Source organism: Massilia cellulosiltytica, assembly GCF_047325105.1.
GTDB classification, from domain to species: domain Bacteria; phylum Pseudomonadota; class Gammaproteobacteria; order Burkholderiales; family Burkholderiaceae_D; genus Telluria; species Telluria orientalis.
In genome coordinates this window covers 4,069,593-4,095,677 of the sequence record NZ_CP168562.1, presented here as the reverse complement: position 1 = coordinate 4,095,677, position 26,085 = coordinate 4,069,593, and the positions used below count along the sequence as shown (strand labels likewise).

Annotated in this window: 14 protein-coding genes; 7 read left to right on the top strand and 7 right to left on the bottom strand. The window is 68.8% G+C overall.

The window, feature by feature from the left end; all coding sequences use genetic code 11:
* Nucleotides 1–14 precede the first annotated feature (14 nt).
* Complete coding sequence (locus tag ACEN9H_RS17855; RefSeq protein WP_413671481.1) at nucleotides 15–1,016, bottom strand: SDR family oxidoreductase; 1,002 nt, start codon at nucleotides 1,014–1,016, stop codon at nucleotides 15–17.
* Nucleotides 1,017–1,120: 104 nt separating this feature from the next.
* Nucleotides 1,121–3,886, bottom strand: coding sequence for a beta-galactosidase GalB (galB, locus tag ACEN9H_RS17850; protein ID WP_413675596.1), 2,766 nt, complete (start codon nucleotides 3,884–3,886; stop codon nucleotides 1,121–1,123).
* A 162-nt stretch (nucleotides 3,887–4,048) separates the two neighbouring features.
* Between galB and ACEN9H_RS17845 the strand changes: the two genes are divergently transcribed.
* Nucleotides 4,049–6,757, top strand: a complete 2,709-nt coding sequence (locus ACEN9H_RS17845) for a glycosyl hydrolase 115 family protein (protein ID WP_413671480.1) — start codon at nucleotides 4,049–4,051, stop codon at nucleotides 6,755–6,757.
* 125 nt (nucleotides 6,758–6,882) lie between these two features.
* The gene (locus tag ACEN9H_RS17840) at nucleotides 6,883–7,773 is read left to right on the top strand and encodes an SDR family NAD(P)-dependent oxidoreductase (protein WP_413671479.1); all 891 of its coding nucleotides are present in this window, start codon (nucleotides 6,883–6,885) and stop codon (nucleotides 7,771–7,773) included.
* Here the strand turns inward: ACEN9H_RS17840 and ACEN9H_RS17835 are convergent.
* From ACEN9H_RS17835 to ACEN9H_RS17825, 3 genes are all read right to left on the bottom strand, one after another.
* Nucleotides 7,762–10,299: an EAL domain-containing protein gene (locus tag ACEN9H_RS17835; RefSeq protein ID WP_413671478.1), complete on the bottom strand. Its 2,538-nt coding sequence runs from the start codon at nucleotides 10,297–10,299 to the stop codon at nucleotides 7,762–7,764. The genes ACEN9H_RS17840 and ACEN9H_RS17835 overlap by 12 nt on opposite strands.
* A gap of 63 nt (nucleotides 10,300–10,362) precedes the next feature.
* Nucleotides 10,363–11,817, bottom strand: coding sequence for a sensor histidine kinase (locus ACEN9H_RS17830; protein WP_413671477.1), 1,455 nt, complete (start codon nucleotides 11,815–11,817; stop codon nucleotides 10,363–10,365).
* Nucleotides 11,801–12,499 carry a response regulator transcription factor gene (locus tag ACEN9H_RS17825; protein WP_371764907.1) on the bottom strand — a complete coding sequence of 233 codons (699 nt, stop codon included), beginning with the start codon at nucleotides 12,497–12,499 and terminating at the stop codon, nucleotides 11,801–11,803. Before ACEN9H_RS17825 ends, ACEN9H_RS17830 begins: the two co-directional genes overlap by 17 nt.
* 66 nt (nucleotides 12,500–12,565) lie before the next feature.
* On the opposite strand from ACEN9H_RS17825, the gene ACEN9H_RS17820 reads away from it, so the two are divergent.
* The 5 genes from ACEN9H_RS17820 to ACEN9H_RS17800 all read left to right on the top strand — a co-directional run bounded on the left by ACEN9H_RS17820 (nucleotide 12,566) and on the right by ACEN9H_RS17800 (nucleotide 24,145).
* Nucleotides 12,566–13,804 carry an ABC transporter substrate-binding protein gene (locus ACEN9H_RS17820; RefSeq protein WP_413671476.1) on the top strand — a complete coding sequence of 413 codons (1,239 nt, stop codon included), beginning with the start codon at nucleotides 12,566–12,568 and terminating at the stop codon, nucleotides 13,802–13,804.
* 216 nt (nucleotides 13,805–14,020) lie between these two features.
* The gene (locus ACEN9H_RS17815; protein ID WP_413671475.1) at nucleotides 14,021–17,047 is read left to right on the top strand and encodes a TonB-dependent receptor; all 3,027 of its coding nucleotides are present in this window, start codon (nucleotides 14,021–14,023) and stop codon (nucleotides 17,045–17,047) included.
* A 167-nt stretch (nucleotides 17,048–17,214) separates the two neighbouring features.
* Entirely contained in the window at nucleotides 17,215–19,542 is a 2,328-nt protein-coding gene (locus ACEN9H_RS17810; protein ID WP_413671474.1) for a dockerin, read from the top strand.
* Between the two features lie 297 nt (nucleotides 19,543–19,839).
* Nucleotides 19,840–22,182 carry a dockerin gene (locus ACEN9H_RS17805; protein WP_413671473.1) on the top strand — a complete coding sequence of 781 codons (2,343 nt, stop codon included), beginning with the start codon at nucleotides 19,840–19,842 and terminating at the stop codon, nucleotides 22,180–22,182.
* 61 nt (nucleotides 22,183–22,243) lie between these two features.
* A complete protein-coding gene (locus tag ACEN9H_RS17800) occupies nucleotides 22,244–24,145 on the top strand; it encodes a sialate O-acetylesterase (protein WP_413671472.1) in 1,902 nt (633 codons plus the stop codon).
* Here ACEN9H_RS17800 and ACEN9H_RS17795 read toward each other — a convergent pair whose 3' ends face one another.
* Both ACEN9H_RS17795 and ACEN9H_RS17790 read right to left on the bottom strand, forming a co-directional pair.
* The gene (locus ACEN9H_RS17795) at nucleotides 24,146–24,946 is read right to left on the bottom strand and encodes a LytR/AlgR family response regulator transcription factor (RefSeq protein ID WP_413675595.1); all 801 of its coding nucleotides are present in this window, start codon (nucleotides 24,944–24,946) and stop codon (nucleotides 24,146–24,148) included.
* Between the two features lie 2 nt (nucleotides 24,947–24,948).
* Nucleotides 24,949–26,061 carry a sensor histidine kinase gene (locus ACEN9H_RS17790; RefSeq protein WP_160409928.1) on the bottom strand — a complete coding sequence of 371 codons (1,113 nt, stop codon included), beginning with the start codon at nucleotides 26,059–26,061 and terminating at the stop codon, nucleotides 24,949–24,951.
* Nucleotides 26,062–26,085: the final 24 nt, after the last annotated feature.

Genomic DNA, 26,085 nt, shown 5'->3' with positions numbered 1-26,085 from the left:
GTGTCCTCGCTGGTTTAGTGTTTGCGCAGTTGCCTCAGGCCCAGCGCCACGCCCGCCGCGCCGATGCCGGCCAGCAGCCACGCGCGGTGCGTCGTCGCCCACAGCTGCAGGCTGCGGGTACTCGCGCCGTCGTCGAAGGTGCCGTGCGCGGCGTACGGTCCGGGCACGGGCCGCCACAGGTTGTCGGGCCGGTCGGCCGGGATGGCACGCGGACCCTGCTGGCCGGCCACGCCCTTGCGGGCCAGGTAGCGGTCGAGCAGGCGCGGGACGAATTTCTCCGCCATCACGGTGGACAAGGTCGGCGCGCCCACGCAGATCTCGGCCCGGCGCGCATGGGCCGCCCAGTAGATGGCGCGCGCGGCGACCTCGGGCTGGTAATACGTGCCGATCGGCTTGGGATGGTGCGTCAACGTGGTCTTGCACCACTCGAATTGCGGCGTGTTCACGCCCGGCATGTCGACGACGGCGATGTGGATATCGCTCCGTTCATGCTCGAGTTCCGTGCGGATCGATTGGGTAAAACCCTTGATCGCGTGCTTGGCGCCGCAATAGGGCGATTGCAGGGGAATCGAGCGGTACGCGAGGGCCGAGCTGACCTGCACGATGGTGCCCCGGTTGCGGGGCCGCATGCGTTTCAGCGCGGCCATCGTGCCCCACACGAAGCCGTGGTAAGTGACGTCGGTGACGCGCCGAAAGTCTTCCGGAGAAATATCGGCGAACGGCGCGAACACGGTCGCCATCGCATTGTTGATCCAGATGTCGATGGGGCCCAGCTCGGTCTCGGCCCGTCCGGCGGCGGCCTCGACCTGGTCATGGTCGGCCATGTCGGCCGGGATGGCGATGGCTTGCGGCGAGCCGAGCCGTTCGGCTTCCGCGCGCGCCGCTTCCAGGCGTTCCGGGTCGCGCGCGATCAGCGCGATGCGTGCGCCGGCGCGGGCGAACTGCTGTACCGCGGCACGGCCGATCCCCGCGCTGGCGCCCGTGACGACGACGACTTCATGGCGTGCTTCCGGCATAACCGAGACCCTCCGATGGTGCGATGCAGGGAAAGCTTAGCACCAACCGTCGATGAGCCTCGTTACGTTATGTTTGTGAAAATGTTCTTGAACAGATGCACATACTATCGGGTTGCCGGACGGCTGAGCAACGTCACGACAGCACCTTTCAGCCCGGCACCATCGGCGCGCACCGTGATCGTGCCGCCGGCACCGGCCCGGGTCCGCACGATGCCCAGCACGAGGCCGTTGAACGCGGCCCTGTCCCTGGCCTGGAACGATTCGAAGCTCGTCGCGTCGCCGTTGTCGGTGGCGACGACGTCCGCCGGCCCCTCGACGGTGAAGCGCACGCGGTCGTTGGCGCGCGGCGCGGGCAGGCCATCCTTGTCGACGATGCGCACGGTGACGAAGGCGAGATCGCGCCCGTCGCTGGCGAGTGCGGTGCGGTCCGCATGCGCCTGCAGCGCGGCCGGGGCGCCGGCGGTTTTCACGGTGTCCCGTGCCCATTCCTTGCCGTTCTTGTACGCGACGACCGTGATCTCGCCCGGCTCGTACTTCACGGCATCCCAGCGCAATCTGTAGGCGAACGGCGCCTTCTTCTGGCGGCCCTGCGACTTGCCGTTGACGAACAGCTCGGCCTCGTCGCCCGACGTGAACACGTGCACGGGCGTGACCTGGCCCACGCGCTCCGGCCACGTCCAGTGCGGCAGTACGTGGACCATCGGCAGGTCCGGGCGCCAGCGCGACTGGTACAGGTAATAGCGGTCCTTCGGGAAGCCGGCCAGGTCGACGATGCCCGAATACGAGCTGCGCGCGCCGTAATAAGGCGTCGGCTCGCCCAGGTAGTCGAAACCGGTCCAGACGAATTCGCCGGCCACGTACGGGTTGTGGTCGAGCTGCGCGAACACCTTGTCGGCGGACGCGCCGAAATCGACGGCGTACAGTTCGTAGCCGCTGACCTGCTGGCTGTGGGAGTCGCCGCCCCGGCCGTCGCGGACGATGGAACTGTTCGACGGATGCACGGGGAACAGATACACGCCGCGGCTGCTGAACGCCGACGCGGATTCCGTGCTGAGGATCATCTTGTCCGGGAATTTCGCATGGAACAGCGGGTACTGCGGGGGCGTGCGGATCCGGTCGGTGCCCTCGAATTCCGGATCCTGGCGGATGCCTTCGCCCTGGTAGTTCAGGCCGATGACGTCGACCTCCGCCGGCAGCGGCATGTCCGACTTGGCGTAGTTCATCGCGGTCGTCGTCGGCCGGGTCGGATCTTCCTCGCGGGCGATCCGGTGCAACTCGTGCGCCACGGCGGCGCCGGCCTTGTCGGTGTACTGCTCGCCGACCTCGTTGCCGATGCTCCAGATGATGATGGACGGGTGGTTGCGGTCGCGCCGGATCATCGCGCGCAGGTCCTGTTCGTGCCAGTCGGGGAAGATCAGGTGGAAGTCCAGCGGGGTCTTCTTGCGTTCCCACGAGTCGAATACTTCGTCCATCACGAGGAAGCCCATGCGGTCCGCCAGGTCCAGCAGCTGCGGGTCGGGCGGGTTGTGGCTCAGGCGGACGGCGTTGGCGCCCATCGCGCGCATGATCTCCAGCTGGCGCTCGGCGGCGCGGACATTGAACGCGGCGCCCAGCGCGCCCAGGTCGTGGTGGTTGTTCACGCCGTGCAGGGGGATGTGCTCGCCGTTGACGAGGAGTCCTCGATCGGGATCGAAACGCACGGTGCGGATGCCGAACGGCGTCTCGGTGCGGTCGACGATCCGGCCGTCCTGGCGCACGGTCGCCACCAGCGCGTAGCGGTGCGGCGTCTGCGTCGGTGGCGGGCCCCACAGGCGCGGCTTGCTCACGGTCGTCGCGCCGCTGACCGTGCCGCTCGTGCCGGCGGCGACCGTCGCCGGTGCCGATACGGCCGTGGCGACGGGCTTGCCCGCGATGTGTCCGCGGTCGTCCAATATATACAGTTCCGTCGTCACCGTCGCGCTGGCCGGCGTGCCGCCCTCGTTGTCGACGGCGACCTGCCACGCCACGCGCGCCGATTCGGCCGACACTTCCGGCGTCGTCACGGTCACGCCCCATTGGCCCACGTGCACGGGCGCCGTCTTCGTCAGCCACACGTTGCGGTACAGGCCCGCGCCCGGGTACCAGCGCGCGGATTCCGGCGGGTTGTCGAGGCGGATCGCGAGCTGGTTCGCACCGCCCGGCCGCAGCCACGGCGTCAGGTCGATGCGGAACGAGTTGTAGCCATAGGGCCAGCCGCCCGCGAGGTGGCCGTTGACCCACACGCTCGCGTACGACATGGCGCCGTCGACGTCGAGGAAGATCTTCTTGCCGCGGTCGGCGGCGGGAATGTCCAGCTTGCGCCGGTACCAGGCCGGGCCCCACGTCTTGAGGCGGCCCATGCCGCCGTACGGGCCCGTCGTCAGGAACGGGCCTTCGATGGCCCAGTCGTGCGGCAGGGTGACGGGGCGCCAGTTGCCGTCGTCGAACGCGAGCTTCGCGAACGGTGCGTCGACGGCCGGTTCCGTCGCGGGACGCCGGTAGCGGCGGGCCGGATCGCGGATGAACGCATTGCCGCTCGGGAGGATCCAGGGCTTCAGCACGGGCGTGTCCGTGCGCGCGACCCGGGCCGCTTCCTCGGGCCTGGCGTCGGCCACCTTGCCGTCCGCGGACGCCGTCACTTGCGGCCGGACGTCGTACAGGTACGGTGCGGAGCCGCCGTCCGGGTCGCCGGCGTGGAAGCGCCAGCCGTCGTCCAGCAGGATGTGCTGGCGTGGCGCCAGGCGGTCGGCCGCCCGGGCCTGGACGGCGAGCGGTGAAAGGGCGGGCAGCAGGCTCGCCGCGACGGCGATGCCGAGCGTGGATACGAGCCGGCGTGCGGCCTGGCGATGCATGTCTTGCACAGTCTCCTCCTGGTAGGCAGCTGCGCATTTGTTATAACATCTTAAATGGTAGCGCAACCATTCGCAGTGTATGCGTGAAGGACTGGATGGTCAAATGCAAATGATCAATTTCTTGATTGTTTCGCCGGCGCCGCAGCACTACCATGTCGGCCCATGCGCCGCCTCGCCCTCATCCTGACCCTCACCGCCAGCCTCGTTCACGCCCAGCCGTTCGAGCTGCACGACACTACCATCGTCCACGCCGGCCAGCCCACGATGCGGCTCGCGGCCGGCATGCTCGCGCGCGACCTCGAACGCGTGAGCGGCACCGCGCCCCCGCTGGCGACGCGACTGGCGGATTGCCCGCGCCGCTGCGTCGTCGTGGGCACGGCGGATTCGGCGCTCGTGCAGGAGGCCGCGCGGGCGCTGGGCGCGGACCTGGCGCCGCTGGCCGGCCAGTCCGAGCGCTACCTGCGGGTGGCGGGCGAGGCGGACGGCCGTGCGCTGCTGCTCGTGGCGGGATCGGACCGGCGCGGCGCGGTGTACGGCGTCGTCGACCTGTCGCGCGAGCTCGGCGTCTCGGCCTGGGAATGGTGGGCCGACGTCGCGCCGGCGCACCTGGACCGCCCGGCCGTCGACGGCGCGCTGCGGCTGTCGCACGCGCCTGCGGTGGCCTACCGCGGCATCTTCATCAACGACGAGGACTGGGGGCTGCAGCCATGGGCGGCCAGGACGTTCGACCCGGCCCACGACATCGGTCCGAAGACCTATGCGCGCGTGTTCGAGCTGCTGTGGCGCCTGAAGGCGAACCTCGTGTGGCCCGCGATGCACGAATCGACGCGGCCGTTCTACACCATTCCCGGCAATGCGCAGACGGCCGACGATTACGCGATCATCGTCGGCACATCGCACGCGGAGCCGATGATGCGCAATAACGTGCGCGAATGGAAGAGCGGCCCGTTCGACTGGTTCCGCAACCGCGACCGCCTCGTCGACTACTGGCGCACGCGCATCGACGAAGTCAAGGGCATGGAGACGATGACGTCGCTGGGCCTGCGCGGCGTGCACGATTCCGCGATGGAGGGCGCGGCCAGTCCCGAACAGGCGCGCGACACGTTGCAGGACGTGTTCAAGGTTCAGCGCGCGATGCTGGGCGAAGCGCAGGGCAAGCCGCCCGCGCGCATCCCGCAAGCCTTCACGATGTACAAGGAAGTGCTGGATTACTGGAACCTCGGCCTGGCCGTGCCCGACGACGTGACGCTCGTGTGGCCGGACGATAACTACGGCTATCTCGCGCAACTGGGGACGGACAGGGAGGGCAGGCGCGCGGGCGGGCAGGGCATCTATTACCACGTGTCGTACTGGGGCCGGCCGCACGACTACCTGTGGCTGGCCACGACGCATCCATCCCTGATCCGCGACCAGCTGGAGCGCGCGTGGGCGACCGGTGCGCGCCGCCTGTGGGTGCTGAACGTGGGCGACATCAAGCCGGCCGAATACCTCACGCAGTACTTCCTCGACGCGGCGTTCGACGCCGACGTGTTGCGGCAGGACCCCGCGCGCCACCTGGAGGCGTGGGCCGCCACGCAGTTCGGACGGGTTCACGCTGCGGAAACGGCGGCCATCCTGCGCGAGTACTACCGCCTCGCGTGGGAGCGCCGCCCCGAATTCATGGGCTGGAGCCAGACCGAACCCACGCGTCCCGTGCGTACCACGGCCTATGTGCGCACGGGCGGCGACGAAGCGGAGCGGCGGCTCGCGGATTACCGCGCGCTGACGACGCGGGCCGAAGCGCTGGCCGCACGCATCCCGGCGCGGCTGCGCGACGCCTTTTTCGAACTGGTGCTGTACCCGGTGCGCTCGAGCGCGAACCTGAACACGCGCATATTGAAACTGGACCTCGCGGCGGAATACGCGCGCCAGCAGCGGCCGTCCAGCAACCTGTACGTGCGCCAGGCGCGGGCGGCGCATGCGGGGCTCGTCGCGGACGCGGCCGCGTACAACGGCCTCGCGGACGGCAAGTGGCGCGGCATCATGGACATCGCGCCGCGCCGCCTGCCCGTGTTCGCGGAGCCCGTGTATCCGACGTGGAGCGTATCGAGCCGGCGCGGCTGCGGCATCGTCTACCCGGCACCATTCGCCGTCGACGGCGACCGGCTCGTGCTGCGCCGGGGCCGGCCCGCCACGCGCACGGTGACGTTGGTGAGCTACGGCGGACAGGATGCGCGCTGGTCCGTGCGTACGGGAACACGCGCCGTGCAGGCGGACCTGGACGGCGGCATGCTGGATGCCGCGCACGGCCACGAACAGCGCATCGTGCTGCGCTACGACGGCGGCGCGGACCCGGCCCTGTCCCTGCAATGCGGAGAGCAGGCCGTGAACCTGCGCTTCGGGGAAGGCGGCATCGTCGCGCTGCGCGCCGGCAGCGCCGCGGCCACGCGCGACTGGACGCCGCAGCCGGGCCTCGGCACGTCCGGCGGCGCGATGCGCGCGCGGCTCGACCTGCCGTCGCGCGCGCTCGCCGACCTGGCGGCCAGTGCGCCGCTGCAGTATCGTTTCGCGACGGCGGGCGACGGCGAGGTGCAGCTCAGGCTCGTCGCGGTGCCCGAGCATCCGCTGACGGCGGCGAACCGCGTGCGCTTTGCCGTGAGCCTCGACGGCGCCGCGCCGGAAGTCGTCGACATCACGACCGTGGGCCGCAGCGAGCAATGGAAGGAAGACGTGCTGTCCAACATGGCGGTGCGCACGTGGCGCGCGGGGCGCCTGGCGCCGGGCATGCATACGCTGGCGGTGCACGCGCTCGACCCCGGCGTCGTGCTGGACCGGATCGACGTCGTGCCGGACGGCGCGCCGGATGACTATGGCATGCCGCCGGCGGATTGAATGATGCTTGGAATTTTAGGCAAGACTTTCGGAAAATCGCCCATGGAACCGTACCCGTCGAGCATCTAGAATCATCTTCCTGGAGTACCTAAAGTCTGGCACTCCGCACGCAGCAAGGAGGAACGATGTCGCAATCCACGCAACCCGTCTGGTTCATCGCCGACGCCACCACCGGCCTCGCCGCAGCACTGGCGGAGGCCGTGCTGGCGTCCGGCCAGCATGCCGTCCTCGCGGCGCGCGCGCCGGGGCAGCTGCAGGCCCTCGTCGAGCGCCATCCGGACCGCGCGCTGGCACTCGCGCTGGACGTGACGGATGCCGCCAGCGTCGACACGGCCGTCGTCGCCGCCGAGCGGCGGTTCGGGCGCATCGACGTGCTGGCGACGAGCGCCGCCCAGCGTTATCCGGGCGCGATCGAGGAAGTCGAGGAGGGCGCCATGCGCGCCCTGTTCGAGGAAAACGTGTTCGGCCCGATCAATCTGGCGCGCCGCGTGCTGCCCGGCATGCGCGCGCGCCGCGCCGGCCACATCGTGATGCTGGCCCGCGCGTCCGTGCAGGCACCCGCGTTCGAAGGCTTCAGCCATGCCGCGCGCTCCGCGCTGGAAGCATTGGCGGAAGCGCTGTTCTATGAAGTGGAACCGCTCGGCATCGGCGTCACGCTCGTCGATCCGGGCAGCGGTGACGACGCCGACGCGGCCGTCCCGCGCGCGGCCGGCATCGCCGACTACGATGGCATGGTGAGCCGCGCGGCACTCGGCCGGGGCGCCGCCCAGGTCGACGCCGCGCGCGGCGCGCAGGCCATCATGCAGGCCGTGGCCGCCGGCCGCGGTCCGCTGCGCCTCGTGCTGGGACGGGCGGCGCTGCAGCGTGCGTACGACCGCCTGCGCGTGCTGAAAGTGGGATTCGATGCGTGGGCGGACCTGGCCGTATCGGCCGACGTCCCGGCACCGGCGCGTCCCGCGCACCCGTTGCCGCCGGCCGGCGGCCGGCCGCGCCGGGCCGTGCGTTCACGCGCCTGACGCGACGGGGCGGCCGAGCAGGGCCGGCACGGCGGCGGCGTCCATCGGCCGCGCGAACAGATAGCCCTGGTATTCGTCGCAGCCGAGCGCGCGCAGCAGCGCTAGCTGCTCCTCGGTCTCCACGCCTTCGGCCACGATGCGCATCGAGAGGCCGTGGCCCAGCGCGACGACGGAGCGGACGATGGCCGCGCTGTCGGCGTCGCGCCCGAGGTCGCGCACGAACGCCCGGTCGATTTTCAGGCGCTGCACGGGGAAGCGCTTCAGGTAGGCCAGGCTCGAATAGCCGGTGCCGAAATCGTCGATCGAGAGTTCCACGCCGAGGTCGCGGATGCCGCCCAGCAGGCGCTCGACGACGTCGACGCGGCTCATCGCGATGCTTTCCGTGATCTCCAGTTCGAGCGCGTGCGGGGGCAGGCCCGCGTCGTCCAGCGCGCCGGCGATCACTCTCAACAGGTCTTTCTGGTAGAACTGGCGGATCGACAGGTTCACGGCGACGCGGGTCGCGATGCCGTGCTCGCGCGCCCAGCGGCTCGCCTGCGCGCACGCGGTGCGCAGCACCCACGTCCCGATCGGTACGATCAGGCCCGTCTGCTCGGCGATCGGGATGAAGCGCGCCGGCGACACGGGGCCGAGCACGGGGCTGTTCCAGCGCAGCAGCACCTCGAAACCGGTCACCTGTCCCGTCGCGATGTCGACCTTCGGCTGGTAGTGCGGCGTCAGCTCGCCGCGCGCCAGCGCATGCCGCAGCTGTTCCTCGATGGTGAGCCGCTCGTCCAGCTGGAGGTGCGTGGACTCGGAATGGAAATGCACTGGTTCGCCCGCGTCGCTGCGGGCGCGGTGCTTGGCGATGTCGGCCAGGCGCATCAACTCGTTGGCGGACGCGGCATCCTGCGGATACGTCGCGATGCCGATCACGGGCGCCAGGTGGAACTCGCGCCCGCCCACGCGCACGGGTTCGGCCAGCAGCGCGTGCAGTTCGAGCGCGACGGCGTCGACGGGGCGGTGGCCCGGCCCCGCCGGCAGCAGCACCGCGAATTCGTTGGCTTTTACGCGTGCGACGCAGAGCGCCGCGGGCGCGAGCCCGTCGAGCCGCGCGGCGACCTTGCGCACGGCGTCGTCGCCCGCTTCGATGCCGAGCAGGTCCGCTACTTCCTGCTGGCGTTCCAGCGCGATCAGCAGCAGGACGATCTGTTCACCCTGCAGCGCGTCCGCCAGCACGCGGCGCAGGTAATTCAGGTTCGGCAAACCGGTCAGCGGGTCGTGGTCGGCCAGGTAGGCGAGGCGCAGTTCGACCTGCTTGCGTTCCGTGATGTCGGTGAGGCTGTTGACGATCTGGACGGCGTCGCCTTCGCTCCTGAGCTGCGCGGCGAGCTGGATCGCGGTGCGGGTGGCGCCGCTGCCGTCGCGGATCTCCGCCTCCAGCGCATGCACGCCGTCGGCCGTGCTGTCCGCATACAGCCTGGCGCGCGCATCGGCGCCGGCCGGGTCGAGCACCTCCGTTTCGAGCCGTCCCGTCACCGCGTCCTCGTTCCGGCCCGTGAACTGCAGGAACGCGCGGTTGAACAGGACGATACGCCGCTTCGCATCGAGCACCCAGAGCGGCGTGGCGAGCGAATCGAGGATGGTCTTCAGGTAGCGCGCACCGTCCGCGAGCCGGCGCTCGCTGGCCTGCAGGCGGGCGATCAGCGCGGCCTGGCGCGCCGCCTCGCGGCTCATGCGCCAGGCCAGTAATGCCAGCGTGACCGACAGCAGCGCCCAGGCCAGCACGGCGATCCACAGCCAGCCGCGCCACACGGCCAGCGTGTCGGACAGGTCGCGCCCCGTGACGATCAGCAGGGGGTAGCCGGCGACCGCGCTGTAGCCGTACAGGCGGCTCACGCCGTCGATGGGACTCGTCGCCTCGAATGCGCCGACGGCCGCGCGCGGCAAATGCGTCTGGAACAGCGGCGTGTGGATGAAGGAGTGGCCGATGGCCCTGGGCAGCGTCGGGCTGCGCACGAGCATCGTGCCGTCGCGCTGGTGCAGCGTGACGGAGCCGCCGTGTCCGAGGTCGGCGGAATCGAAGATGCGCTGGAAGTAGGCGGCGTCCGCCTCGATGACGGCCGGGCCGTTGGGCAGCACCCGCGCCAGGGTGATCGTGGCGGGACCGCCGTCCGGCGGCAGCGCGATGCCGATCTTCGGCGCGCCGGAAGGGAGCGGGCGGCGCGGCGCGTCCGGCCCGAGCCTGCGCACACGTGCGGGAATCGCTTCGGGCGCGCCGCCGGGCAAGGCGGCCGCCGTGTCCGTGCCGTCCTGCGGCGCGTGCTCCGCGGCGCGCGCGAGGGCCAGGTCCAGCGCGAGCGTGGCGTAATGGGTCTGGGCGGCGAAGGCCTCCGCCAGGTTGCGCAGGTTCGTCTGCTCGCGTTCGATCGTGTCGTGGTAGCTCGACACCAGCAGGCCGGCGAGCGTCACCGTGAGAGCGACGATCAGCATGGCCGCAGCCGCGAGCGGCCGCGTGTCGCGCGGGGAAGGGGTCGGAGTGGGCACGTTCGTCAATACGTTGATGTCGAGCCTGAGTATAAACCGGCGGACGCCCGCCGGGGGCGCCGATCACCGCCTGGGCAGGCGGATTGCCACGCGCAGGCCATGCGGCCGTGCATCCTGCAGGTCGACGGTGCCGCCGTGCTGCGCGACGATGTCGCGCACGATCGCCAGCCCGAGCCCGCACCCTTCGCCGTGGTCGGTGGCGCGCACGAACCGTTCGAACACGCGGGCGCGGTCCGCTTCCGGGATGCCCGGGCCGTTGTCGGTGACGGTCACGAGGACGTCGGCGCCGTCCGGCGCGACGCGGACCGTGATCTCGCCGCCGCGGCCCGTGTACTTGATCGCGTTGTCGATCACGTTGGTGAGCGCTTCGCGCAGCAGCAGGGCATTGGCCTCGATGCGCAGCGGCGCGGCGGCGGGCGGCTCGGCGTCGTCCATGCCGAGGTCGACCTGCGCCCGCAGCGCGCGCGGCACGTATTCGGCGACGATCTCCTGCACGAATGCGGGCATGTCCAGCGGCGCCTTGTCGGATGCCGCCGCGGCCTCGGGATCCGCGCGCGCCAGCATCAGCAACTGGTTGATCAGGTGGGCGCCCCGGGTCGCGCTCTGGTCGACCAGTTTCAGCCGCGCGATCAGGGCCGGGTCGTCGGTCGCCGCCATCGCCAGCGCCGTCTGGCTCTTCAGGCCCGCCAGCGGCGTGCGCAGCTGGTGCGCCGCGTCCGCGATGAAGCGTTTTTGCGCGTTCACGTTCTGGCGCACGGACGCGAGCAGGGCGTTCAGCGCGCGAACGAGGGAGTGGACTTCCTGCGGCGCCGATTCGATCCGCAGCGGCGCCAGGTCGAGCGGCGAGCGGCCCTCGACCTCCTTGCGCAGGCGCAGCAGCGGCGCCAGGCCGGCGCCGGTGCCGATCCAGACGATGAGCGTCAGCAGCGGAATCAGCGCGGACAGCGGAAGCAGGGTGTCCATCAGGATCAGCTTGAAGATGTCCTCGCGGTGCGCCATGTTGCGCGCCACCTGCACGAGCATCCATTGCTCCTTGCCTTCCGGCGCGGCGTAAGGGAGATAGAGCGCCGCGATCCTGACCTTGATCGATTCCCGGAGGCCGCGCCCGCCGGCCGGACCGGCGGACCGGATCTCGCCGTCGTAGAAATACGGATCGTTCAGGCGCGGCCGCATGGACGCAGGCGGCATCGGGATGCTGTTGTTGCCGAGGATGAATTCACCGGGCGGCGTGCTCACCATGTAGAACAGGCGGTCGTTGGGATCCGTCTCGAGCACTTCCTGCGCGGCGCGGGGGAAATCGATCAGCAGGCCGCTGCCGATGGGCTTGACGCGCCGCGCGAGCGCCCGGGTGGCCTGGGACAGGGTCGCGTCGGCCGCCTGGTTGACGTAGCGGACGGCCAGCCGGTACGTGGCGAAGCCGCCCGCGACCCACAATACGAGCTGGGGCAGCAGCACCCAGAGGACCAGCTGGCGGCGCAGGGAGAGCGTGCGGGTTCCCCGTTCAGGCCGGTCGTCCATCGGCGCGCTCGACGGCCAGCAGGTAGCCGAGCCCGCGGACGGTGCGGATCTCGAGGCCCGAACCTTCCAGCTTGCGGCGCAGCCGGTGGATGTGGACTTCCGCCGTGTTGCCCGCGCCGACCTCGGTGCCGTCGCCCGCCCACGCGGTGGCGATCTGCTCCTTCGTGACGACCTTGTCGGCATGGACCAGCAGCAGTTCGAGCAGGGTCGCTTCGCGCGGGCTCAGCTCGACTGGTTCGCCGTGGATGACGGCGCGCCGCGCGGCCCGGTCGAAGTGGAGGCCGGACAGCGCGACGTCGGCGGGCGCCGCCGCCGACGACGTGCGTGCGCGCCGCAGGATCGCCCGCAGGCGCGCTTCCAGTTCCGGGAACTCGAACGGTTTCGTCATGTAGTCGTCGGCGCCGGCGTTCAGGCCCGCCACGCGGCTGTCGAGCCGGTCGAGGGCCGTCAGGACGAGCACCGGCAGGTCGGGCCGGGTCGCGCGCAGGTTCTTCAATACCGTCAGGCCGTCGACCATGGGCAGGCCGAGGTCGATGATGGCGATATCGAAGTTCTGCCGGGTGAGCAGGTATTCCGCCACCGGGCCGTTCGGCGCGTGTTCGACGGTGAAGCCCGCGGCTTTCAGTTGCGCGGTCAATCCGTTTGCGAGGATGGGGTCGTCTTCGGCGAGTAAAAGTTGCATTTCTTAATATTAACGGATTTGTGGCGGCGTTACCATCGGCGACCGTTTCGAGCTAAGATGCACGCCATGAAAGTCTTCGCCACGGCAATCGCGCTCGTTACCGCCTGGTGCGCCACTGCCGTACACGCGGGCGAACTCGAGGTGCTCCACTTCTGGGACGTGGGCGACGACGCACGCGCCGTTAACGTGCTGAAATCGACCTTGCAGCGCCAGGGACATACCTGGAAGGACTTCGCCGTGACGGCCGACGCGAACGGCTTTCCGCTCTTCCTGCTGCGCTCGCGCGTCCAGTCGGGCAATCCGCCGGCCGCGGCCCAGGTGAAGGCGCCGGTCATCCGGCAATGGGCGCGCGAAGGCGCCCTGGCGAACCTGGATGCCACGGCACGCGCCGGCCAGTGGGACGCGGTGCTGCCGCGCGTCGTCAGCGACGCCATGAAGTACAAGGGCAGCTACGTCGCCGTGCCGGCCAATATCCACCGCGTCAACTGGCTGTGGATTAACATGCGCATCCTGAAGCGCGCCAATGCCCAGGTGCCGGTCACGTGGGACGACTTCTTCGCCGCGGCCGACGCCATGAAGCGGGCCGGGTATATCGCCGTCACGCACGGCGGCCAGCCCTGGCAGGACTTCCTCCTGTTCGAAAACGTCGTGCTGGGCGTCGGCGGTCCCGAGTTCTACCGCAAGGCGTTCGTGGCACTGGATCCCGGCGCACTGGCGGGCCCGGTCATGGAACAGGCGTTGCAGACGTTCCGCCGCATCAAGCCGTACACCGACGTCGCCGCGATGGGACGCAACTGGAACGTGGCGGCGTCGCGGCTGGCGAACGGCGAGGCGGGCATGCAGTTCATGGGCGACTGGGCCAAGCCCATCTTCCAGACGGCGCAGCGCAGCGGCAGCCTGGAGTTCGCCTGCGTGCCCGCGCCCGGGACGGCCAAGTCCTATGCCTATACGGTCGACTCGTTCGCCCTGTTCAAGGTGAACAGCCCCGCCAAGACCCGCGCCCAGCAGGACTTCGCCGCCGACCTGCTGGCGCCCGGCGTGCAGGAGGAATTCAACCTCGTCAAAGGGTCGATTCCGGTGCGCCAGGGCGTCGACCTCAAGAAATTCGACCGCTGCGCGAAGCAGTCGGCCGCCGCCTTCGAGGCCGCCTCCCGTGGCGGCACACTCGTCCCCAGCATCTCCATGGCCCTGCCGCCCACGGTCGAGGACGCCATGCGCGAAGCCGTCAGCGCCTACTGGCACGACGACCGCATCACCGCCCGCGCGACGATGCAGCGCCTCGTCGCGGCCGCCCGCCGTCCCTGATTCCTCCTGTTGTTCCTTGCGCCGTCGCGCCTCGGCCCGGCGTGTGAGTTTTCGCGCGTATCTATCCGGCCACATCGATGAACATTGTCACTATTTAATTTGACGAGCAAAAACATTGCGGCGTAGACTTAATTAATGCCACATTAATTTAAGGCGCATATTCGTTAACAATGTTTCACGCCGCGTCGACGGCGCATTACAAACCAAGGAGATGATGTGAACCAGTTCAGGAAAACGGCTATCGCCGTCGGCGTGTCTCAAGTCGTGCTGCTCGCCAGCGGCATGGCATACGCACAAACCACCCCCGCCACCGACAACGGGACCACGTCGGTCATCGTGGTCGGCCAGCGCGCCTCGCTGGAAAATGCCCAGAAAATCAAGCAGAACGCCGACGAAGTCGTCGACTCGATCGTTGCCGACGACATCGGCAAACTGCCGGACCGTTCGGTCACGGAGGTGCTGCAGCGCGTGGTCGGCGTGACCATCGACCGCACCATGGCCAAGGGCGACCCGGAACACTATTCGGTCGAAGGTTCGGGCGTGATGGTCCGCGGCCTGAGCTACGTCCGTTCCGAGCTGAACGGCCGCGACTCGTTCTCGGCCAACGGCGGCCGCTCGCTGAATTTCGAAGACGTGCCGCCCGAGCTGATGGCCGGCATCGACGTCTACAAGAACCCGTCGGCCGAACAGATCGAAGGCGGCATCTCCGGCCTGATCAACCTCCGCACCGCGATGCCGTTCGACTTCAAGGGCCGCAAGATGTCGGTCTCGGCGCAGGATACGTATTCCACGCTGAAGAAGGGCAAGCCCCAGCCGTCGTACTCGATGATGTTCTCCGACCGCTGGAAGACGCGCTTCGGCGAATTCGGCGCCCTGTTCGACCTGGCCACGTCGCAGAGCGGCACCCGCACCGACGCCTTCCAGGTCTCGCCTTATTATCCGCGCACCGACGTCGTGCCCGGCCAGACGGTCTGGGTGCCGAACGCCGCGAGCTTCCGTTCGCTGGAATTCGACCGCAAGCGCGACGGCGCCTATGCCGCGTTCCAGTGGAAGCCGAACAGCAACGTCCAGTCGTCGCTCACCTACTTCAAGTCGCGCTACAAGATGAAATGGGACGAGCAGGCGATCTTTGGCCAGTCCAGCCCGTACAACCTGCAGGTCGCGAACGGCAAGTTCGATCCGAAGGGCGCCATGATCAGCGGCGTGCTCACCGATCCGACCGACGGCGGCGTCAACTTCAACGACGACACCCGCACCTCGACGCGCAAGTCGGCCACGACCGACATTTCGTGGAACCTGCGCTGGCGCCTGAACAGCCAGTGGACCGTGACGACCGACCTGCAGAAGGTGCGCGCCACCACCGGCAGTTTCGACTCGACGGTCGCCACCGGCCTGCAGATCCCGCAGATGGGCATGGACATGAGCGCGACGCCGGCCCGCCTGACGTTCGACGACGCCACCAAGGCGTACATGGCCAATGCGAACAATTACTACTGGGGCTTCACGATGGAGCACCAGGATGCGAGCGTCGCCAACGAAAAGGCCTGGAAAACCGACGTCAAGTACGAGTTCGACCACCCCGTGCTGCGCGACCTGCGCGTGGGCGTGCGCCTGACCGACCGCGATGCGACGACGATCAACTCCGTGCCGGGCTATAACTGGGCGGCGATCACCCAGCCGTGGCAGGTGGGCCCGGTCGGTTCGTGGCAGCCGCTGACCCAGCTGGCCTACCTGGGCGATCCACGCTTCTCCGCCGGCACGCACCTGAACACGTTCCCGAACTTCTTCAACGGCAAGGCGTCGGTGCCGGCCGTCGTGTTCCCGAACACGTCGCTGGCCGACGGCTATCCGGGCACGTATTCGCAGCTGCACCAGTATTACAACGTGCTGTGCGCCGAACGCAGCGGCGGCACGCTGGACAGCTGCGGCGCCTGGAAACCGGCGACGTTCGGCACCGATCCGTCGGGCACCAACGACCAGCAGGAGCGCAGCAAGGCCCTGTACACGCAGCTGCGTTTCGGCTTCGACGACCTGAAATATCCGATCGACGGCAACATCGGCGTGCGCTACGTGAAGACGAACATGGTCGCCCACGGCTACACGGTGTTCAGCTTCACGGCCCCGAGCATCCCGGCCGGCGCCACGGTGACCGGCGTGCCGATCCCGAACATCCCGAACTTCCAGCAGAAGCAGGACTTCGACAATTCGTACAGCAACGTGCTGCCGACGCTGAACCTGCGCATGAAGGCGTCGGACAAGCTGCAATTCCGCTTCGCGTACGGCAAGGCGATGTCGCGTCCGGACTTCTCGCAACTGCAGGCCTACACGAACCTGTCGGAAGCGACCACCACGAGCACCAACACCGCGACCAACATCGTCAACGTCAGCAACGTCAGCCTCACCGGCACCGGCAGCGGCAATCCGATGCTGCGTCCGACGATGGCCAAGCAGGCCGACATCACGGCCGAGTGGTATTTCGCGCCGACCGGTTCGTTCACGGCCGCGCTGTTCCACAAGAAGCTCAGCGACGTGATCATCAACCAGAGCTACAACTTCGCGCTGCCGGACGTGAACGGCACGATGCATGACTTCGTGACGACGGGGCCGGTGAACGGCGCGAACGGCACGGCCAAGGGCATCGAACTGGCTTACCAGCAGTACTTCGACATGCTGCCGGGCTGGCTCGCGGGCTTCGGCGTGCAGGCGAACTACACGTACGTGAAGAGCAGCCAGGACCTGTTCCACCCGGTGTACCAGGCGTACTGCTCGGGCGGCAGCGGCGCGGACAACCTGAACCTGAACCTGAACGGTTGCGACGTGGACGGCAAGACCTTCGGCAACCTGCCGCTCAACGGCCTGTCGAAGAACTCGTACAACCTGGCGCTGCTGTTCGACCGTGGTCCGATCTCGGCCCGCGTGGCGTACAGCTGGCGTTCGAAGTCGCTGCAGGCGATCAACGCCAACGGCACGAACGGCGGCGACGGCACCGACACCAACCCGGCCAGCCCGACGTTCGGCCAGCACAACGTGCAGTACGCGCTGCCGACGTGGTCGGATGCCTACGGCCAGGTGGATGCGTCGATCTTCTACAAGATCACCGAGAACCTGTCGTTCGGCCTCGAGGCGCAGAACCTGAACAACGCCATGTACAAGCAGTTGATGCAGCAGGGCGTCGGCTTCAAGATCCGCGGCGCGTACGTGACGGGCCCGCGCTACACGGCCCAGATGCGTTATTCGTTCTGACGCGGACCAGGTCTCTCTCCTCTGCTGACGGCAGATGTTTCAGGCGGCTTCGGCCGCCTTTTTTATTTCTGTTGACAGTGGAAAAGTGTGAGCATTAGACTGCGTTAAGGTTCATTAACTCTTTTGCGCAAAGCGTTAATGTTCCGTCTAATAACACTGGAGACATCATGAAACGGAAACCGAACATCATCATCCCGGCCTTGCTCGCAGCACTCCTCGCCGGCTGCAGCGGCGGCAGCACGACGCCCGGCGCGACGGGCACGGCCGCCCCGGTCCTCGCCGCGACCGTCGGCTCGGCCACCAGCTGGACCAGCGTGAAGTGGGGCGGCGGCGGCTACGTCACCGGCCTGGTCTACCACCCGCGCAATGCGAGCCTGCTGTACGCCCGCACCGACGTGGGCGGCGCCTACCGCTGGGATGCTGCCGCGGCGAAGTGGATCCCCATCACCGACGGCATCGGCTGGGGCGGCGGCGAAGGCCGGTTCCACGGCGTCGAAAGCCTGGCCCTCGATCCGAACAACGACCAGCTCGTCTACATGATGACCGGCGACAGCGTGAACAACGACACGCCCGGCCGCATCTACATCTCCAGCGACCGCGGCAACACCTGGACGCACTACGACCTGCCATTCTCGATCGGCGGCAACGACGACGCCCGGGCCTATGGCGAACGCCTGGCGGTCGACCCGCAGAATCCGACGACGCTGATGTACGGCTCGCGCAAGTCCGGCATCTGGAAGAGCACGGACTCGGGCCATACCTGGAACCAGGTCACGGGCTTCTCGACCCAAACGGTGCTCAAGGGGCCGAACCTGTATGGCGTCGAGCAGATCATCTTCGATACCCCGTTCGTGCAGAGCCAGAACGCGTCGCCGACCCAGATCGTCTGGGCCACCGTCGCCTCCGACTACGCGCAGGCCGCGGGCCTGACCTCGACCCTGTACAAGTCCACCAACGGCGGCGCCACATGGGCGCCCGTCGCGGTCCCGTCCAACGTGGCCGGCTACGATATTCCCCACGTCGTGCGTTCGGCCGACGGCAACTTCTACATGGCGTTCCGCGCGCATCCCGATACGGCCGCGGGCGCCCAGGCCCAGGGTGCCGGCGGTCCCAGCTATCTCTACAAGTTCGGCGCCAGCAACAATGGCATTTGGAACCAGCTCAAGTTCGACGCCAACGTCGGCTTCGCCGGCCTGTCCGTGTCCGGCACCGGCCCGACGACCCGCATCGCCCTGGGCGTGACCGGCTGGGCCGACTCGAACCAGCTCATCCAGTTGTCCGATAACGACGGCCTCGCCTGGCACGAAGCCGAAGCCAACATGCCGCATACCGGCATCGCCGCGGGCGACTGCGCCGGCTGGGTCGAGGGCGTCGCGATCGACCCCGCCAACCGCGACCACATCATGCACATCCACGGCGGCGGCATCTGCGAAACCACGAATGCCTCGGCCAGCACGCCCACCTGGAGTCCCAAGGTCGCCAACCTCGAGGAGACCGTCACGCTGTCCCTCGTCACGGCGCCGGCCGGCGCGCCTTACAAGTTCATCAACAGTGCGGGCGACATCGGCACCTGGGCGCAGACCGACCTCGCGACGCGGCCGACGCGCGGCCCCATGAACTGGTGGAGCAGCGGTAACGCGGCCGACCTGGCGTGGTCCGACCCGACCTACATCGCCGCCTCCGGCGTCGACAACAAGAACGGCCACACGGTCAAGGCGTTCTGGTCGGGCGACGCCGGCAGCAGTTGGAACCAGTTCGCGTCCCTGCCGACCGGCGCCGCGGCCAGCCAGAGCCACGTGCAGAGCATCGCGGTCACGTCGCGCAACAACCTGGTCTGGGCACCGCCCGATGCGGTGCCGTCGTACAGCACGAACAGCGGCGCAAGCTGGACCGCGACCAACCTGCCGGCGTTCACCGCCGTCTGGAACGGCTTCCAGCGCGCCTATCGCGTGGTCGCGGACCGCGTGAATCCGAGCAAGGTCTATGCGTTCGATTCCGGCGGTGCGCCGTGGAGCAGCGAGCCGGGCAAGGTGTACATCTCGTACGATGGCGGCCATAACTTCGGGCTGAGCGGGATGTGGGGTGCGCAGGCCATGGCGCCGAACGCCTGGGGGGACACGGCCATGGTCGTCAACCCGAACGCCGAGGGCGACATCTGGGTGACCGACGGCAATGCCCTGTACCACTCGGTGAATTCGGGCTGGAACTGGGTGCAGGTCGGCTCGTTCGCGTCCGCCAACGGCACGAAGGGCGCCACCAAGGTCGCGCTGGGCAAGGCACTGGCCGGCGCGTCGTACTCGGCCGCGATCTACGTGGAAGGCACGCTGAACGGCCAGTGGGGCATCTTCCACTCCGACGACGGCGGCGCCACCTGGGCGCGCTTCAACGACGACAACCACCAGTTCGGCGACTCCGGCGTGATGGCGGGCGACTGGAACACGTACGGCCGGCTCTACGTCAACGGCGCCGCCCGCGGCATCATCTACAGCAACTGAGCAATACGACCTTGAGGCAAACCAAGACCGCTGCAGTACGGGAACGATCTGCAGCGGTTTTGTCGTTCATTTCCTGTTACGTCTCCTGTAACCGTGAGTTGTGTTGACAGTTGAAAAATACGGGCGTTAAACTCTTTAATGTTTGTTAATAAAAACGAGACAGCACATTAATGTGTTCCGATCGGGGATGTCCAAGAGAACGACACAGTAGTCACCATAACGAGTGCCGGCACACGCATGCGGGCGCAGCCAGGACGGCGGAGCTACGTTCTCAGCCAATCCAATAGAGGAGATCTCATGCATCGGAAGCACCTGTTCATCATTTCGGCCGCGGTTGCGGCGTTCGTCGCGGGCTGCAGCGGCGGCGACCGCACCGCCGGCCCATCGGCCACGGCGCAAGGCCCCGTCCTCGCCGCCACCGTCGGCTCGGCCACGAGCTACACGAGCGTGAAGTGGGGCGGCGGCGGCTACGTCACCGGCCTCATCTACCATCCGACCAGCTACAACGTCATGTACGCCCGTACCGACGTCGGCGGCGCCTACCGCTGGAACGGGGGCGGCTCGTGGACGCCCATCACCGACGGCATCGGGTTCGGCGGAGGCGACGGCGCCTACCACGGCGTCGAAAGCATTGCCGTCGATCCGACCAACGACAACAAGGTCTACCTGGTCACGGGCATCACGTCGCACGACTGGCAAGGCACCCCGATCAACGGCCGCATCTATGTCTCGGGCGACCGCGGTGCCAGCTGGACGCATTACGACCTGCCGTTCCCGGTGGGCGGCAACGAGAATGCCCGCGCCATCGGCGAACGCCTGAAGGCCGACCCCACCAACCCGTCGACGCTGTTCTACGCCTCGCGCACGGCCGGCCTGTGGAAGAGCACGAACTCAGGCCAGACCTGGACCCAGACCGGGTTGTCGAGCAAGGTGCTGTCGGCCAGCGAGATCCAGGGGCTGGGTAGTTCTCCGGTGGGCGTCGAGCAGATCATGTTCGACAACTCGAACGTGGGCGGCGGCGCGACGACGTGGATCATGTACGCCGCCATCGCGCCGGACTACGTGCAGAAGGCGGGCCTGACCTCGACCATGTACAAATCCGTCAACGGCGGCGCCTCGTGGACGCCGGTGGCGGTGCCGTCCAGCGTGTCCGGCTACTACGTCCCGCACATGGTGCGCACCAGCGACGGCAACTACTACGTGGTGTTCAACCAGAACGCCGGGCAGGGCGCCGGCGGTCCCGGCTACCTCTACCGCTTCGGCGGCGTGAGCTTCAACGAGTCCTGGACCCAGCTCGCCACCACCACGCAGGGCGGCTACGGCGGCGTGTCCGTCTTCGGCACCGGCTCGACGGCCCGCATCGCGCTGGCCGTGACCGGTACCTGGAGCGCCGGCCAGCCGGTCGTCCAGCTGTCCGACAACGGCGGCGCCCCCGGGACCTGGCGCGAAATCGCGGACGGCATGACGCATTGGGGCGGCGGGTACAGGGGCTGGGTGGACGACATCGAGATCGATCCGACCAACAAGGATCACATCCTGCACATCCACGGCGGCGGCGTCTGGGAAACCTGGAACGCGTCGGCCACCAACCCGAGCTGGGACGCTCCGGTCAACAACCTCGAGGAAACCGCGACCCTGGCGCTCGTCACGCCGCCGGCCGGTGCGTCGTACAAGTTCGTCAACAGCGCGGGCGATATCGGCAACTGGGTCCAGACGGACCTTGCGACGACGCCGACCCGGACGCCCAACAGCGCCTGGGGCAACGGCGACGCCGCCGACGTGTTGTGGTCCGATCCGAACTACATCGTCGCTGCCGGCATCGTCTCCGGCTCGCCGACGGTCCCCTACGGCGCCTGGTCCGGCGACAGCGGCAACACGTGGTCGAACTTCGCATCGCTCCCCGCCGGCGCCTCCACCAACTTCGCCGACACGGTGAGCATGGTGACGACCTCGCGCAACAACATCGTCTGGGCGCCCGCCAACTCGATCCCGTCCTGGACCACGAACAACGGTGCGAGCTGGACCCAGGCCAGCGGCCTGCCCACGCCCAACGGCGGCCTGAATAACGCCTATCGCCTGGTCGTCGACCGCCAGAGCCCGAACAAGGTCTACGCCTTCGATGGCGGCGGCGCGTGGTGGAACGGCACGACGGGCAAGGTCTACCAGTCGACCGACGGCGGCCATTCGTTCGCGCTGGTCCAGGGTTCGGTCGCGGCGAACTTCGCCCCGAACGACTTCGGGCTCACGACGATGGTGGGCAATCCCAACGCCTCGGGCGACCTGTGGGTGGCCGACGGCAACGCCGTGTACCACTCGACCAATTCGGGCGCGAGCTGGACCAAGCTCTCCGGCTTCGCGACGGTCGCCGCCAGCGGCTCGACGGGGGCGCTGCAAGGCGCCACCAGGATCGCGCTGGGCAAGGCGCAGGCAGGCTCGTCGTACTCGGCCGCGGTCTACGTCGTGGGCACGCGGGGCGGCGTGTGGGGCATCTGGCACTCCGACGACGGTGGCGCAACCTGGGCGCGCTTCAACGATGACGCCCACCAGTACGCCGGCATCGGCGTGATCGCGGGGGACTGGAACACGTACGGACGCGTCTACTTCAGCGGCAACGGCCGTGGCGTGATCTATACTAACTGAGCAGTATCGACCGCCGCGGCACCGGCCGCGGCGGTCTTTTTTTTCATCGAAACGACACATCATGAAGCAGACCTTCCTCTTGCTCGCACTCGCCGCCTGCGTGCCGGCGCACGCGGCCGACCTGGGCCTCGCCCGTATCTTTTCCGACCACGCCGTGCTGCAGCGCGACCAGCCCATTGCCGTGTGGGGCACGGCGGGCGCGGGCGGCAAGGTCACGGTGACCCTGGGCGGCCAGGCGGCGAGCGCCAGCGCCGACGCGCAGGGCAAGTGGAAGGTGCAGCTGCCGCCGCAGCCCGCGGGCGGGCCGTACGCGCTGACCGTGGCCTCGGAGGGGCGGGAAGTCAGCCGCGCCGACATCCTGCTCGGCGACGTTTACCTGTGCTCGGGCCAGTCGAACATGGAATTCCTCCAGCGCGCGTCGACGAACGCCATCGGCGCCACCTATACCGCGCAGAACGACCGCATCCGTTACCTGAACGTCCCGCGCAACAGCGCGCTGGCGCCGCAGGACGACCTCCTCGCGCCGGCCGCTTGGACGCCAATGAACGCGGACACCATCGGCGACGCCTCCGCCGTCTGCTACTACATGGCCCGTTCGCTGCAGGCGGACTACAAGGTGCCGGTCGGCTTCATCCAGGCCAGCTGGGGCGGCACGACGATCCAGGGCTGGATCGGGGCCGAGTCGCTGCGCACCTTCGGCGACTACAAGACGGGCATCGACCTCGTGGCGCAATACGGCACGGATCCCGCGGCCGCGCAGCGCGCCCAGGATGCGCGCACGGAAGCCTGGTGGCGCGCGCACGACCCGGCGACGGCCGCGCAGCGCGCCTTTGTCGCGCCGGACTTCGACGACAGCGCCTGGGAGAGCGTGACGCCGGCGGGCTCCGGTGTCGACGGCGTGACGTGGTACCGCACGACCGTCATGCTGACGGATGCGCAGGCGCGGGCGGCGAACGCGCTGCACCTGGGCCCCGTCGACACGTACGACACCACCTGGGTCAATGGCCAGCGCGTGGGCGGCGCCGGGCTGGCCTGGCTGGGGCGCGACTATACGGTGCCGGCGGGCGTGTTCCAGCCGGGCCGCAACGTGATCGTCATGCGCGTGCTGGGCAGCGGCGGCATGACGGGCGCGCCGGCCAACCGCACCATCGGTTTGAGCGACGGCCAGGCGATCCCGCTGCCGGCCGCGTGGAAGATCCGGCGCGGCAGCGCGCTGAAGGGGCTCGCCGTGCCGCCGGCGCCATGGGACATGCTGACGAGCTACACGACGCTGTACAACGGCATGATCGCGCCGCTGGTCGGCTATAAATTCAAGCTGGCGGCGTGGTACCAGGGCGAGGCGAACGCCGACGCGGCGGACGAATACCGCAGCCTGTTGCCCATGCTGATGCGCGACTGGCGCCAGCGCTTCGGCCAGCCCGCGCTGCCTTTCCTCGTCGTGCAACTGACGTCGTACGGCGCGACCGCAACACAGCCGGGCGCTTCCCAATGGGCCGAGCTGCGCGCGGCGCAGGCCGACACCGTCGCGCACGACCCGCACGCGGGGCTCGCCGTCACGCTCGACGTGGGCGACCGCTTCGACATCCACCCGACCCAGAAGACGGTCGTCGGCGAGCGTCTCGCGCGCGCGGCGCGCGCCGTCGCGTACGGCGCGAAGACGGCGCCCGGCAGCCCCACTGCCGTCGCGGCGGCGCGCAAGGGCAAGGACATCGTCGTGACGTTCCGGGACACGGGCGGCGGCCTCAAGACGTATTCGGCCGACCGCGCGATCGGTTTCGAGGTGTGCGCGGGCAAGGCGTGCCGCTATGCCGACGCGCGCGTCGCCGGCGACCGGATCGTGCTGCCCGGTGCGGCCAGGGCTGGCGTCACGCGCGTGCGCTATGCGTGGGCCGATGCGCCGTTCGTGAACCTGTTCGGTGGCGACGGCCTGCCGGCCGCGCCGTTCCAACTGGACGTGCGCTGATCACATCTGCCTGAACAGGTGCGCGAACAACGGGCTGACGCGCAGCTTGTCGGTCCGGTTGCGCAGGTGCAGCGTCAGCTTGCCGGCGTCGTCGCGGCTGGCGCTCGTCACATGCCGCATGTTGACGATGGCGCCGCGGCTGATCTGGCGGAACTGGTCCGGATCGAGCTGGGGCAGCAGGTCCTTCAGGCTCAGGCGGATCAGCGCGTCGCCGTCGCCGCTGGCCACGTTCACGTACTTGTCGAGCGCCTGGAAGTACAGCACGTCCTGCACGGGAATCATGCGGATGATGTTGCCGACGGCCGCGCGGATCACCGTCAGGCGCTCGGCCGGCGCCGCGGCGGCCGGGAGCAGGGCGCGCATCTGCTCGACGAGTTGCGCGAGGCCGTCATCGGCCGGCGCGTCCCGCAGCGTGAGCACCTGCAAACGCTCGACGGTGCGCGCCAGGCGCGTGTCGCTCACCGGCTTCATCACGTAATCGACGGCGGCCTGCTCGAACGCCTGCACCGCGTAATCGTCGTACGCCGTCACGAACACGATGTGCGGGAACGGACGCGCACCCTCCCAGCGCTCGGCCAGTTCCTGCGCCGCTTCCAGGCCGGTCTGGCCCGGCATCTTGATATCCAAAAACAGGACGTCCGGCTGCAGTTCCAGCGTCTGCTGCACGGCGGCGACGCCGTTCGGCGCGGTGCCGGCGATCTCGAGTTCGGGCCACAGGCGCCGCAGCGTCGCGGCAAGCGTGGCGGCGAGGATCGGTTCGTCCTCGGCGATCAGGGCGCGGACGGTCGCGGGTGTGGTCATGCTCATGCGGTCTCCAGGGGAAGCGTCAATCGGGCCAGCACGCCGTGCGGCTGGGCGGGAATGAGGGTCAGGGCGGCGCGCGCGCCGTACAGCACCTGCAGGCGTTCGCGGGTCGTCGTCACGCCGACGCCGGTGCCCTTGGCCGCGGTCTGCGTGTCGTCCAGGCCGAGGCCCGTGTCGCAGACGCAGATCTCGAGCAGGCCGGCGCGCGCGCTCGCCTCCACGGTCACGGTGCCGCCTTCGATCTTCGGCTCGAGGCCGTGGATGATGGCGTTTTCCACGAGCGGCTGCAGCAGCATCGCCGGCAGCCGCGCGCTGCGCAGTTCGGCCGGCAGGATGCAGCGGTACGCGAGGCGCGCACCCATGCGCACGGCCATCAGGCCGAGATAGGCTTCGGCCGCCTCGAATTCCTGGGCCAGCGTCGTCGTTTCGGCGCGGGTGGCGGACAAGGTGGCGCGCAGGTACTGGATCAGGTGGTCCAGCATCTGGCTCGCCTGTTGCGGATCGATGGCGATCAGGCCCTGCAGGTTCGCCAGCGTATTGAACAGCATGTGCGGCTCGATCTGGGCCTGCAGCAGCCGCAGTTGCGCCTGCAGGGCCTGGCGTTCGATGGTCTCGGCGCGCGCCTTGGCCTCGGTGCGTTCCAGCTTGATGCGCTCGACCCGTTCGCGGTTCAGGATCAGGAGGGCCATCGCGCAGATGGCGAGGAATGTGAGGCCGACCATGCCTTTCTCGCCGTGGTCGTTGGGGTAGTCGGCGAAGTTCGGCAGCGGCCGGCCCAGCATCAGGCTCCCCAGCGAGATGCCGGAAAGATGCGCGACGGGCGCCATCATGACGAGCGCCACGACGCACGGCACCAGCCAGCGCCGGCGCCGCGCGGGATCGTCGAGGAGGGTGAAGCGCAGGCCGTCGAGGACGACCAGCCCCACCAGCCCGACGCAGAGCGAGTACACCATCTGGTCGTACAGCTCGAACGTCCTGCCGTTGACGAGCGTGATCAGGACGGCGATCAGCACGCAGACGATGACGGTCAGGCCGACGTCGTCGGCGATACGGCGCAGGAGCGGCCGGTGCGTGCCCGGCGCCGGCGGGAAGAAGCGGGTGAAAGTATTCATGCCGGAATTGTGCCGCCGGGGGCG

Coding starts and splice junctions, on each gene's coding strand:
- ACEN9H_RS17845 (WP_413671480.1), top strand. CDS start 4,049: ATGCGCCGCCTCGCCCTCATCCTGACCCTCACCGCCAGCCTCGTTCAC.
- ACEN9H_RS17840 (WP_413671479.1), top strand. CDS start 6,883: ATGTCGCAATCCACGCAACCCGTCTGGTTCATCGCCGACGCCACCACC.
- ACEN9H_RS17825 (WP_371764907.1), bottom strand. CDS start 12,499: ATGCAACTTTTACTCGCCGAAGACGACCCCATCCTCGCAAACGGATTG.
- ACEN9H_RS17805 (WP_413671473.1), top strand. CDS start 19,840: ATGCATCGGAAGCACCTGTTCATCATTTCGGCCGCGGTTGCGGCGTTC.
- ACEN9H_RS17830 (WP_413671477.1), bottom strand. CDS start 11,817: ATGGACGACCGGCCTGAACGGGGAACCCGCACGCTCTCCCTGCGCCGC.
- ACEN9H_RS17800 (WP_413671472.1), top strand. CDS start 22,244: ATGAAGCAGACCTTCCTCTTGCTCGCACTCGCCGCCTGCGTGCCGGCG.
- galB (WP_413675596.1), bottom strand. CDS start 3,886: ATGCATCGCCAGGCCGCACGCCGGCTCGTATCCACGCTCGGCATCGCC.
- ACEN9H_RS17795 (WP_413675595.1), bottom strand. CDS start 24,946: ATGACCACACCCGCGACCGTCCGCGCCCTGATCGCCGAGGACGAACCG.
- ACEN9H_RS17790 (WP_160409928.1), bottom strand. CDS start 26,061: ATGAATACTTTCACCCGCTTCTTCCCGCCGGCGCCGGGCACGCACCGG.
- ACEN9H_RS17855 (WP_413671481.1), bottom strand. CDS start 1,016: ATGCCGGAAGCACGCCATGAAGTCGTCGTCGTCACGGGCGCCAGCGCG.
- ACEN9H_RS17810 (WP_413671474.1), top strand. CDS start 17,215: ATGAAACGGAAACCGAACATCATCATCCCGGCCTTGCTCGCAGCACTC.
- ACEN9H_RS17820 (WP_413671476.1), top strand. CDS start 12,566: ATGAAAGTCTTCGCCACGGCAATCGCGCTCGTTACCGCCTGGTGCGCC.